The organism is Streptomyces sp. MMG1533 (genome assembly GCF_001279775.1).
In the GTDB taxonomy this organism is placed as follows: Bacteria; Actinomycetota; Actinomycetes; order Streptomycetales; family Streptomycetaceae; genus Streptomyces.
Map to the genome: position 1 here is coordinate 63898 of NZ_LGDG01000145.1, position 11608 is coordinate 75505.

General features: G+C 71.1%; 11 protein-coding genes and 2 tRNA genes. 9 read left to right on the forward strand and 4 right to left on the reverse strand.

The window, feature by feature from the left end:
* The first annotated feature begins 1 nt into the window (after window position 1).
* The 3 genes from aroA to ADK57_RS16375 all read left to right on the forward strand — a co-directional run bounded on the left by aroA (window position 2) and on the right by ADK57_RS16375 (window position 2831).
* On the forward strand, window positions 2–1318 hold the full coding sequence (aroA, locus tag ADK57_RS16365; protein ID WP_053750200.1) for a 3-phosphoshikimate 1-carboxyvinyltransferase: 1317 nt from the start codon (window positions 2–4) through the stop codon (window positions 1316–1318).
* A 10-nt stretch (window positions 1319–1328) separates the two neighbouring features.
* Window positions 1329–2339, forward strand: a complete 1011-nt coding sequence (gene rsgA, locus ADK57_RS16370) for a ribosome small subunit-dependent GTPase A (protein WP_053750201.1) — start codon at window positions 1329–1331, stop codon at window positions 2337–2339.
* A 168-nt stretch (window positions 2340–2507) separates the two neighbouring features.
* A complete protein-coding gene (locus ADK57_RS16375; RefSeq protein WP_053750202.1) occupies window positions 2508–2831 on the forward strand; it encodes a DMT family transporter in 324 nt (107 codons plus the stop codon).
* Between the two features lie 44 nt (window positions 2832–2875).
* Here ADK57_RS16375 and ADK57_RS16380 read toward each other — a convergent pair whose 3' ends face one another.
* A complete protein-coding gene (locus tag ADK57_RS16380; protein ID WP_053750203.1) occupies window positions 2876–3487 on the reverse strand; it encodes a TetR/AcrR family transcriptional regulator in 612 nt (203 codons plus the stop codon).
* A 177-nt stretch (window positions 3488–3664) separates the two neighbouring features.
* On the opposite strand from ADK57_RS16380, the gene hisN reads away from it, so the two are divergent.
* The 6 genes from hisN to ADK57_RS16410 all read left to right on the forward strand — a co-directional run bounded on the left by hisN (window position 3665) and on the right by ADK57_RS16410 (window position 8627).
* Window positions 3665–4465, forward strand: a complete 801-nt coding sequence (gene hisN / locus ADK57_RS16385; RefSeq protein WP_053750204.1) for a histidinol-phosphatase — start codon at window positions 3665–3667, stop codon at window positions 4463–4465.
* A gap of 147 nt (window positions 4466–4612) precedes the next feature.
* Window positions 4613–5005: a cyclic nucleotide-binding/CBS domain-containing protein gene (locus tag ADK57_RS16390; protein WP_053750205.1), complete on the forward strand. Its 393-nt coding sequence runs from the start codon at window positions 4613–4615 to the stop codon at window positions 5003–5005.
* A gap of 276 nt (window positions 5006–5281) precedes the next feature.
* Window positions 5282–5698, forward strand: a complete 417-nt coding sequence (locus ADK57_RS16395) for a Fur family transcriptional regulator (protein ID WP_053750206.1) — start codon at window positions 5282–5284, stop codon at window positions 5696–5698.
* Between the two features lie 168 nt (window positions 5699–5866).
* Complete coding sequence (locus tag ADK57_RS16400; protein ID WP_053750207.1) at window positions 5867–6634, forward strand: ABC transporter ATP-binding protein; 768 nt, start codon at window positions 5867–5869, stop codon at window positions 6632–6634.
* Window positions 6631–7491 carry an ABC transporter permease gene (locus tag ADK57_RS16405; protein ID WP_053750208.1) on the forward strand — a complete coding sequence of 287 codons (861 nt, stop codon included), beginning with the start codon at window positions 6631–6633 and terminating at the stop codon, window positions 7489–7491. Before ADK57_RS16400 ends, ADK57_RS16405 begins: the two co-directional genes overlap by 4 nt.
* Window positions 7488–8627: an ABC transporter substrate-binding protein gene (locus ADK57_RS16410; RefSeq protein ID WP_053750209.1), complete on the forward strand. Its 1140-nt coding sequence runs from the start codon at window positions 7488–7490 to the stop codon at window positions 8625–8627. Before ADK57_RS16405 ends, ADK57_RS16410 begins: the two co-directional genes overlap by 4 nt.
* Window positions 8628–8687: 60 nt before the next feature.
* Here the strand turns inward: ADK57_RS16410 and ADK57_RS16415 are convergent.
* From ADK57_RS16415 to ADK57_RS16425, 3 genes are all read right to left on the reverse strand, one after another.
* Window positions 8688–8761 (reverse strand) — tRNA-Met (locus tag ADK57_RS16415).
* A 673-nt stretch (window positions 8762–9434) separates the two neighbouring features.
* Window positions 9435–11303: a tetratricopeptide repeat protein gene (locus ADK57_RS16420; RefSeq protein ID WP_053750210.1), complete on the reverse strand. Its 1869-nt coding sequence runs from the start codon at window positions 11301–11303 to the stop codon at window positions 9435–9437.
* Window positions 11304–11534: 231 nt separating this feature from the next.
* Window positions 11535–11608, reverse strand: a tRNA-Met gene (locus ADK57_RS16425).

An 11608-nucleotide genomic window follows, 5' to 3' on the forward strand; every position in this document is an offset into this window, starting at 1 on the left:
CATGGCCCCAAACCCCGCACACACCGCTCTCTGGCCCGCCCCGCACGCAAGCGGAGCCGTCGACGCGACGGTCCACGTGCCGGGGTCCAAGTCGGTCACGAACCGCGCCCTGGTCCTCGCCGCCCTCGCCTCCGAACCGGGCTGGCTCCGCCGTCCCCTCCGCTCCCGCGACACCCTGCTGATGGCCGGTGCGCTGCGGGAGATGGGCGTCGGCATCGAGGAGGGCGTGGGCCCCGACGGCACGGGCGAGACCTGGCGCGTGCTGCCGGCAGGCCTCCGCGGACCGGCCACGGTCGACGTCGGCAACGCCGGCACGGTGATGCGTTTCCTGCCGCCGGTCGCCGCGCTCGCCGACGGCCCCATCCGCTTCGACGGCGACCCCAGGTCTTACGAGCGTCCCCTGAACGGCGTGATCGACGCCCTGCGCGTCCTCGGCGCCCGGATCGACGACGACGGCCGCGGCGCCCTGCCGCTGACGGTGCACGGCGGGGGCGCGCTGGACGGCGGCGCGGTGGAGATCGACGCCTCCTCGTCCTCCCAGTTCGTGTCGGCCCTGCTGCTGTCCGGCCCGCGCTTCAACCAGGGCGTCGAGGTCCGCCACATCGGCTCGGCGCTCCCCTCCATGCCGCACATCCGGATGACCGTCGACATGCTGCGCTCGGTCGGCGCACAGGTGGACACCCCGGAGTCGGGCGGCGAGCCGAACGTCTGGCGGGTCACGCCGGGTGCCCTGCTCGGCCGGGACCTGACCATCGAGCCGGACCTGTCGAACGCCCAGCCGTTCCTGGCGGCGGCCCTGGTGACCGGCGGCAAGGTCCTCGTCCCCGACTGGCCGGCCCGCACCACCCAACCCGGTGACCGACTGCGGGAGATCTTCACCGAAATGGGCGGTTCCTGCGAACTCACCGAGTACGGCCTGGTGTTCACCGGCTCGGGCTCGATCCACGGCATCGACGTCGACCTGGGCGAGGTCGGTGAGCTGACCCCGGGCATCGCGGCGGTCGCGGCCCTCGCGGACTCCCCCTCCACCCTCCGGGGCGTGGCGCACCTGCGCCTGCACGAGACGGACCGTCTGGCCGCGCTCACCAAGGAGATCAACGAACTCGGCGGTGACGTGACGGAGACCGCCGACGGCCTGCACATCCGCCCGCGCCGATTGCACGGCGGGATCTTCCACACGTACGAGGACCACCGCATGGCGACGGCCGGCGCGATCATCGGGCTGGCGGTGGAGGACGTGCAGATCGAGAACGTGGCGACGACGGCGAAGACCCTCCCGGACTTCCCCGACCTGTGGACCGGGATGCTCGGGGCGTAGGGACTCACTCATGCGCCGCTACGGCAAGCACACCGACGAGGACGACATCCGCTCCCGCCCGAACCGCAAGGGCAACCGGCCGCGTACGCACATCCGCCCCAAGCACGAGGACGCGGTCGAGGGCATGGTCGTCACCGTCGACCGGGGCCGTCTGACCTGCCTGGTCGACGACCGGATCGTGATGGCGATGAAGGCCCGCGAGCTCGGCCGCAAGGCCGCGGTGGTCGGCGACCGGGTGGCCATCGTCGGCGACATGACCGGCAAGAAGGACTCTCTCGCCCGCATCGTCCGCATCGAGGAACGCAAGTCGGTCCTGCGCCGCACGGCGGACGACGACGACCCGTACGAGCGCGTGATCGTCGCCAACGCCGACCAGCTCGCCATCGTCACCGCCCTCGCCGACCCGGAACCCCGCCCGCGCCTGATCGACCGCTGCCTGGTGGCGGCGTTCGACGCCGGCCTGGAACCCCTCCTGGTCATGACCAAGTCGGATCTCGCCTCCCCCGACAAGCTGCTGGAGCTCTACGGCCACCTGGACATCCCGTACGTCGTCACCAGCCGCGAGGAGTTGGAGAGCGGTGCCGCGGTGGGCCGGGTCCGCGAGCAGCTCGACGACAGGATCACCGCCTTCGTGGGCCACTCGGGCGTCGGCAAGACGACCCTGGTCAACTCGCTGGTCCCGGAGGACCGCCGCCGGCTGACCGGCCATGTGAACGCGGTGACGGGCCGCGGCCGCCACACCACCACCTCGGCACTGGCCCTGCCGCTCGCGGGCGACGCGGGCTGGGTGGTCGACACCCCGGGCCTACGGTCGTTCGGCCTGCACCACGTGGATCCGTCCCGGGTGATCCACGCCTTCCCCGACCTGGAGCCGGGCACCGAGGGCTGCCCGCGCGCGTGCAGTCACGACGAGCCGGACTGCGCGCTGGACCAGTGGGTTGCGGACGGTCACGCGGACCCGGCCCGCCTGTACTCGCTGCGCCGGATGCTGGCGACGAGGGAGCGGACGGAAGGCGACTAGGACGGGAACCGAGGAAGGCGACTGACCTCCGCGTTGTTTGTCCCTGGGTAGGTCCGGTAAGGGCATAATCGCACCGAGCCGGATCCAAGCCTGACCAAAGCCTGATGAAACGGTCACAACACGGCGGTCACAAACGCTGGGACACGTGGACCTACGGGAGGACAGCACATGGCGTGGCTGCTGGTCGTCGTGGCCGGGTTGCTCGAGACCGGTTTCGCCGTCTGTCTGAAGCTGTCGCACGGCTTCACCAGATTCTGGCCGACCGTCGCATTCGCTATCTTCGCCCTCGGCAGCTTCGGTCTGCTGACTCTTTCTCTGAGGAAGCTCGACGTGGGCCCGGCGTACGCCGTGTGGACGGGCATCGGCGCGGCCGGCACGGCGATCTACGGGATGATCTTCCTCGGCGACCTCGTCTCGACGTTGAAGATCGTCTCGATCAGCCTGGTGATCATCGGGGTGATCGGACTCCAACTGTCGGGATCGGCCCACTGAGCGAGCCCGAGGCCTGCCCGGGGGCCTGTCCGGCGGATCAGTCCCTAGACCGCCAACTGGCGCTGGAGCGCGCTGCGTACGAGGTCCGCGACGCCGCCCTCGCCGGGCGGGGCCGCCACGCAGGACAGGGCGAGACGGACGACGAGTTCGCAGGAGCGGGCCAGTTCGGCGGTGTCCGACTTGAGTGCGCCGGGTCCGGAGAGGACCGTCACGGCCCGGTCGCGCACCAGGGCCACGAAGTCGCCGGGTGACGGCAGCGGGCCGTCCGCCCGGCGCTGCGCCGGTACGGCCGAGGAGGACGGCACCGCCGACAGGGTCGGTGAGGGCAGCCGTTCGCTCCAGCAGCCGGTGAGCATGGCCCGTACGAGCGCGTTCTCGCGGGCCGTCGACGCGGTCCACTCGGCGGTGGCGGTCAGCCGCTCGCGGGCGTCGCCGTTCGCGGTGAGCGCGCGGTCGACCCCGACGAGATAGCCGTCCGCCTCCCTCCTGACGAGGGCACGGGCCAGCCCTTCCTTGCTCCCGAACTCGTTGTACAGCGTCTGCCGGGACACTCCGGCCGCCGCCGCCACGTCCACCATCCGCACAGCGGACCACGGCCGACGTGCAAGCGCCGAATATGCGGCGTCCAGCAGGGATTCCCGCGCTGCAGGCATCATCGCCTCCCGAGGGCGAGCGGCACTGCGCCCAGATTTGACGCGCACGGGGGCACTGTCAAGGGGTCGCGAGAGCACACGGGGGCGCCCATCGGTCCCTGCGAGCCTCTCGGCCGGCCCGCTGTCCGCACCCTGGCCCCGTGTAGCCCCGTACGACGTCCGACAGATAGCGTTCATCACATGCCGGACTACCACGACGATCTCCGCCTCGCCCACGTCCTCGCGGACGCCGCCGACGCGGCGACCATGGCCCGCTTCAAGGCCCTCGACCTCAAGGTGGAGACGAAGCCGGACATGACTCCGGTCAGCGAAGCGGACAAGGCCGCGGAGGAACTCATCCGCGGCCAGCTGCAGCGCGCCCGCCCACGCGACGCGGTCCTCGGCGAGGAGTACGGCATCGAGGGCACAGGGCCGCGCCGCTGGGTGATCGACCCGATCGACGGCACGAAGAACTACGTACGAGGCGTCCCCGTCTGGGCCACCCTGATCTCCCTCATGGAAGCGGCCGAGGGCGGCTACCAGCCCGTCGTCGGTGTCGTCTCCGCCCCCGCCCTCGGCCGCCGCTGGTGGGCGGCGAAGGGCCACGGCGCCTTCTCCGGCCGCAGCCTCACCTCGGCCTCCCGCCTGCAGGTCTCCCGTGTCTCGAAGCTCTCCGACGCCTCCTTCGCGTACTCCTCGCTCACCGGCTGGGAGGACCAGGGCCGCCTGGGCGGCTTCCTGGACCTGACCCGCGAGGTGTGGCGCACGCGCGCGTACGGCGACTTCTGGCCGTACATGATGGTCGCCGAGGGCTCGGTCGACATGTGCGCCGAACCCGAGCTCTCCCTCTGGGACATGGCCGCGAACGCCATCGTCGTGACGGAGGCCGGCGGCACCTTCACCGGCCTCGACGGCCGACCCGGCCCGCACAGCGGCAACGCTGCCGCGTCGAACGGCCTGCTCCACGACGAGTTCCTGGGTTACCTCAACGAGCGCTACTAGTTGGCACAAATGAGCGCGCACGCCCTCAATCGGCCGCACGCGCCCCCTTGTTGACCTCCGCTTTACCTGCCACTCTGAGGACACCCTCATTTGTGAACTTGTGAACCGCTGAACTAACAGCGGCTCCTAGGAGGTGACTCGGAACCCATGCTGGTCCGCGACGCCATGAGCACGGTAGTCCTCACCATCGGCCCCACCCACACCCTCCGCCAGGCCGCCGCCCTGATGTCCGCCCGCCGGGTCGGCGCGGCCATCGTCCACGACCCGGACGCAGGCGGCATCGGCATCCTCACCGAACGCGATGTCCTCAACTCCGTCGGCCTCGGCGAAAGCCCTGACTCGGAACACGTCCACGCCCACACCACCACCGACGTCGTGTTCGCCGCCCCGACCTGGACCCTGGAGGAGGCGGCCCGCGCCATGGCGCACGGCGGCTTCCGCCACCTCATCGTCCTCGACCGCGACGAACCCGTGGGCATCGTCTCGGTCCGCGACATCATCCGCTGCTGGGCCCCGGCACGGCAGCACGTACCGGCCTAGGACCTGTCCTCGCATGCGGACGGGCCGGACCCCCTCCCGGGAAAGTCCGGCCCGTCCGCTCACGACAAGCGATCCAGTGCTGGTGGTTCGTTCGGCCGCGCAGGGCCTGGACCGCGGCCTCCAGCCGCTTGCCGTAGTCTCCGTCGGCCTGACGGCCGTTCCTGCCCCATGGTCAATGTCGAACTCGATCCTACAATAGACCATGTCCAATTCAAGTATGGATCCAAAGTCACACCTGGTCGCGACCTGGTCCCCCTTGCTGTTAGGCTGGTGTGCATGAGTGACCTTCTGGAACGACTGCGCGGACGCGGATGGCGGATGACCGCGCAGCGGCGTGTCGTGGCCGAGGTACTCGACGGCGAACACGTCCACCTGACGGCCGACGAGGTCCATTCGCGGGCCGTCGCCAAGCTGCCCGAGATCTCCCGGGCGACCGTCTACAACACGCTGGGCGAGCTGGTCTCCCTCGGCGAGGTCCTCGAGGTCGCCACGGACAAGCGAGCCAAGCGCTACGACCCGAACGCGCACCGGCCGCACCACCACCTGGTCTGCGCCCAGTGCGGCACCATCCGGGACGTCCACCCCGGCGGCAACCCGCTGGCCGACCTCCCCGACTCCGAGCGCTTCGGCTTCACGGTCTCGGACGTCGAGGTGACGTACCGGGGCGTGTGCCCGAACTGCGCGGCGGCGTAGCACTCCCCTTCCGAACGCTTCCGCAAGCCCCGGCACCGATGGACGCCGGGGCTTTCTGCCGTGCGCGACCTTCACGCACCTTTCCCGCACCCTTCCCGTATCTGACGGGTCGTCATATCGTCGTGCGGCACACCCCCCACCCCATACCGAACTCCGCAAGGAGCAACCGTGGGAGATCCGCACCCAAAACTCCACGCCACCGAACTGACCCGCACCTTCGGCCGCGCACCCCGTGCCGTCGACGCCCTCGGCCCCGTCGACCTCACCATCGCCCCAGGCGAGTTCGTCTGCCTCGTGGGCCCGTCGGGCTGCGGCAAGTCCACTCTCCTGCGCATCGCGGCGGGCCTGCTCCGTCCGAGCACGGGCCGCCTGGAGATACGTACGACGAGCCCCCGCCCCGCGGCCATGATCTTCCAGGACTACGGCATCTACGACTGGAAGACGGTCCGTGCGAACGTCCGCTTCGGTCTGGACATCCAGCGTGTCCCCCGCCGCGAGGCGAACGCACGTGCCGACGAGTGGCTGGCCCGCATGGGCCTCGCCGACTTCGCGCACGCCTACCCGGCGGCCCTCTCCGGCGGCATGCGTCAGCGCGTGGCGATAGCCCGAGCGATCGCTGTCGAGCCGGAACTCCTCCTCATGGATGAGCCGTTCGCCGCCCTGGATGCCCAACTTCGAATGATCCTCCAGGAGGAGCTGCTGGAGCTGACCCAAACCACCCGCACCACCACCCTCTTCGTCACCCACAGCCTGGAAGAGGCGATCGTCCTCGGCGACCGCGTCCTGGTGATGTCCGCCCGACCGGGCCGGATCATCGCCGAACACCAACCGCCGTTCCCGCGCCCGCGCACCGGCGACATCCGCTCCACGCCCGAGTTCACCTCCCTCAAGAGCGATCTGTGGGACCTCCTCCGGAAGGAGGCGGTGCCCGCATGACGACGATCACTCCTGACAGGACCTCGGTCCTCGTCCGCCGCCCCGGCCCCCGGGAACTCCACCCCGTACGCACCCACCGCCGTAGGCGCGCCCTGGAACTGTCGCTCGCCGCCGCGGTCCCGTTGATGCTGATCCTTCTCTGGCAACTGGCCGCCACCCAGGCCTGGATCGACGACCGCGTCTATCCGGCGCCGTCCACGATCCTCGCCGACGGGTGGGACCGCGCGGCGGCCGGCGACCTGTGGCCGGACGTGTGGGCGACCCTGAAGCGCGTCCTGGCCGGCTACGCGCTCGGCACGGCGGCGGGCTACGCGCTGGGCCTGCTGATGGGCTCCCTCTCCCTGGTCCGAGCCGCCCTCGAACCCCTCCTGGACGCCCTGTACGTCGTACCGAAACTGGCCCTGCTGCCGATCTTCCTGAACATGTTCGGCCTGGGCGAGGGCCCGCAGGTGGCCCTGGTGGCGGCAACGGTCTTCTTCTTCGTATGGATATCGACGATGTCGGCGGTGCTCGCCGTCCCCACCGGCCACCGCGACGCGGGCCGGGTCTTCGGCGCCTCTCCATGGCAGATGTTCCGGCACGTCCTGCTGCCGGCCTCGTTGCCGTCCGTCCTGGTCGGCGCCCGGATAGCGGCGGGCGTGGCGGTCCTGGTGATCGTCGCCTCGGAACAGATCGCCGCCACGAACGGCCTGGGCCACCTGATCTTCGACTCGCGTGCGCTGTTCCAGAACGACGTGATGTTCGTAGGCATCGTCTGTGTTGCCCTGCTCGGCGTCGTGTTCTCCGAACTGGTGCGGATCGTGGGGCGGTTGCTCACTCCGTGGGCACCCCGGGACCGCGGACGGGGGCAGTCATGAGGGGCCGTACGTACGCTGTCGTGGTCGTCGCCGCCGCGTTGCTGGCGTCGGCGGGCTGCTCGTCGCCGTACGAGTCGGACTCCGAGCCGAAGGCGGGGGCGGGCGACCGCACCGTCCGCCCGGTGGAGGGCTGCGGCGACACGTCCTGGACGGACCCCGCCGACCTCTCCCCGAACCGCCTGCCGGCCCGCTGCCAGCCCGGTGCCCCTCCCCCGCAGCCCCTCGCCAAGACCCGGAAGCTGACGATCGCGACGGGGACGCTGAGCGCCGAGTACGTGGCACCGCTCCAAGTTGCCCTCGACAAGGGTGAGTTCAAGAAGGAGGGCCTGGACGTCACCCTGAAGGTGCTGCCCACACCGGACGCGCTCCCCCTCCTGGCCAAGGGGGACATCGACGCACAGTGGGCGGCCCCTGAGGCGGCCGTCATGAACGGCATCCGGGGCGGCTTCGACATCAGGTGGGTCGCGGGCAACTTCTCACCCGACCCTGAGTCCAAGAGCGGCCTGTGGGTGCGGTTGAAGAAGGGCGAGAGCGCGGACCGGGTGGCCATGGCCGGCCGCAGGATGGGCACGATGATCGGCAAGGGCTCCGTGATCGCGTACCCCATGGAGAAGGCGCTGGAGAAGCACGATGGCGGCCTCGACAAGATCCAGTACGCCCAACTGGGCTCCGCCGACGTCCTCACCGCCCTCCAGAACGGAGGAGTCGACTCGGCCTGGCTCCTCGACCCGGTCTGGCGCAGGGTCGACGGCGAGCCCGGATACGCCTTCCTCGGCGGCCAACCGCTTGGCGAGCCCCTGGGCGGCATGCTGTACGGCCCGAGCCTGCTGAACGACGACGTGGACGCGGGGGTGGCCCTGCTCCGGGCCTACATCCGCACGATCAACACGTACTTCACGTCCGACTACAAGGAGAACGCCGACTTCGTCACCTACCTGGCGAATCTCATGAAGGCCGACAAGGCGATCCTCGACTCCACCCCGTCCCTCCGCATGGACTGGGAAATCCGCACCGGCACCACGGACCGCCTCCAGTCCGCATACCGCGCCCAGGGCGTGACCGAGGGCGACCCGCTACCGGAGTCGAAGACGGTGAACAGAGCCTTGTACGAGGAGGCGATAGGCCACCGCCCATAACCACACGACAAAACACCGAGGGCCGGAACCCATTTCTGGGTCCCGGCCCTCGGCCTTCAGTAGCGGGGACAGGATTTGAACCTGCGACCTCTGGGTTATGAGCCCAGCGAGCTACCGAGCTGCTCCACCCCGCGTCGATGAATGGAACACTACGTCAAGGACACCAGCAGAGGCAAATCGATTACCTGCCACCCATCAGCGCAGGTCAACAGCACCAGGGCACCGCGGGCCAGCGCCCGCCCCTCCCTCTGATCCCCGTCCCGCACCTCCAGCCGCCCGGCATCCGAGAACGAGAGCGATCCCCCTGTCCGGCCCGTCCCGCCCGGCGTTCGACGACAAAAGAGACCCTCCCAAGCCCCCACCCACCCGGAAGCGGCCCACCTGCCGACGCCGGTGGGCACCGGTCAGCCCGGCCGGCGTTCGGTGGCGGAGCCCGAAGGGGGGTGCAGCCTCAGCGGGGCGGGCAGGGCGGAGCCCCGCAAGGGCTGGCGGAGGCTGGAGTCCCCGCCGGGAGTGCAGGTGCGCAGCCCGCCGGGGTGCAGGGGCGCAGCCCCCGCAAGGGTGGCCGGAGACTCCCTGCCAGGGGGCGTGGGCGGAGCCCCGCAAGGACGCAGGAGCCGAACCCCCGCGAGGCGCAGGGGACGCAGCCCCCGCCCGGGTATAGGGGCGCAGCCCCTCGCGGGGTCGAAGGGGCACAGCCCCTCGCGGGGTCGAAGGGGCGCAGCCCCTGGGGATGGGACGGGTAGGGGCGGCGGGGGCGAGAACAACCCGGCGCCGACCACACCCCCGCCCGCGCTCAGCGCAGCGTCACGCCGACAACTCCTGCCGCAACGCATCCCGCAGCCGAGCCGCCCGCTCCGCAACTTCCTCCGGCCCGAGCGCCACCGCCCGATCAGCCCACCGCTGCCCCTCGGCCAACTCCCCCCGACGCGCGTAGACGAGGGCCAGCCGCAACGCCGCCCGCCCATGCCCCGCATCAGCCGCCCGCGCCCACCACACCGCGGCCTCCGGCTCACTCCCCTCCCGAGCAAGCAGCAGCCCCAGATTGAACGCACCATTACGGGATCCGGCCTCGGCCGCCTCCCGATACCACCGAGCCGCCTCCACGACATCGCCCCGCGCAGCGGCCAGCATCCCGACCCGCACCTGCGCCCGACGATGCCCGAGCGACGCCGCCCGCTCGTACCACTCCTCGCACTCGCTCTTCTCGTGCACCGTCTCCCCGAGCTCATGCGAAGGCACCGGCGGCCGCCGGGCATCCAGGACAGTCGCCAGCCGGTACGCGGCCTCCGCACTGCCGCCCCCCGCCGCACACCGCAGGTACCGCTCCGCCTCCCGCTCGTCCCCGTCCCGCAGCCGCGCGATCCCGGCCTGAAGCGCCGCCTCCGTATGCCCGGCGCCCGCCGCCCGCTCGTACCACCGCAGCGCGACGGCATCCTCACCCCGCCCGGCGAACAGAATCCCCAGGTTGAACGCGGCGTCGACACTCCCGGCCTCCGCGGCCTTGGAGAACCACGGCTCCGCCCCCCTCGCGTCCCCGCCCTGCAGCAGCAGGATCGCCAGCGCGTTCGCCGCCTCGCGGTGCCCGGCGTACGCAGCCCGCCGGTACCACTGCTCGGCCTGTGCGGTCCGCCCCTGCTCGGCGCAGAGCAGCGCGAGGTTGTACGCCCCGTTGTCGTCACCGGCGTCCATCGCCGCCCGGTACCACCGCTCGGCGGTCTGCGGCTCGCCACGCTCGGCGTGCAGCGCGCCCAGCGCGTTGGCCGCGTTGCCGTCGCCGTCCTGCGCGGCCCGCAGCCACCACACGGCGGCGCTCTCGGTGTCCCCGGCGTCCCGCAGCAGGAAGCCGAGCGCGCAGGCGGCCCGCGCCTCCCCGTCCTTGGCGGAGGTCAGGTACCAGCGCCCGGCCTCCTTGAGCTCGCCGCGCTTCTCCAGGATCGCCCCGAGATGCAGCGCGGCCCGCCGGTGCCCGCGCGCGGCGGCCTGCCGGTACCACTGCTCGACCTCTTCCGCCGCGGAGGAACCGGAGCCACCGGAGACACCGGAGACACCGGTGGAACCGGACACACCGTCGTCAGCCCCGGCGTCCCCCTCACCCACCGCCTTGCGATCAAGCGCCCGGGCCAGCCGGTACGCCGCCTCCCGGTGCCCCCGCTCGGCCGCGGACCGCATCCACAGCTCGGCCCTGGCGTCCCCACGGTGCTCCAGCAGATCGGCGAGGGCGTACGCGCCCAGCGCGTGCCCCTGTTCGGCGGACTGCCGCAGCCAGTACTCCGCCGCCGGCTCGTCGCCCCGCTCCCGGTGGTGCCGGCCCAGCGCGTGTGCGGCCGCCGCGGATCCGGCGACGGCGGCGATCCGCCACCATCCGGCAGCGTCGTCGGCGTACCCGCGCTGGTGGAGGAGGACTCCCAGGTTGTTGGCGGCGGCTCGGTCACCGGCCGCCGTGGCGGCACGCAGATGGGGCTCGGCTCCGTCGAGATCACCGCGGCGCAGCAGCATGGCCCCGAGGACGCTCATCGCCTCGACGTCGCCGGCCTCGGCGGCGATCCGCCGACGGGCCTCTTCGGCCGCGTCCTCGGCGACACCCTCGATCACCTCCCCGGCCTCGTCCCGCCCGGAAGGTTGCACAAAACGCCCTGTCTCGAACAGAGTTGCCTTGTCCCCCATAACGTCCATCGTCGCACCACCTGCAACCTGGGTACACCTGGTATACCGCAGCCAGTGAGGTCACTTCAGCGTTTTGTCGACATGCCCACAGAGAGACAAGTCAAACACAGAGTCGCCCAACTCCCCTCGGCGGCACGGCCGTCCCTCGTGTCGGCACATGCGTTCGCACATCACGAAGGCCCGGATCCTTTTCAGGATCCGGGCCTTCGCCGGTCTACGACTCGCGTCGCCGACCTTGAGTAGCGGGGACAGGATTTGAACCTGCGACCTCTGGGTTATGAGCCCAGCGAGCTACCGAGCTGCTCCACCCCGCG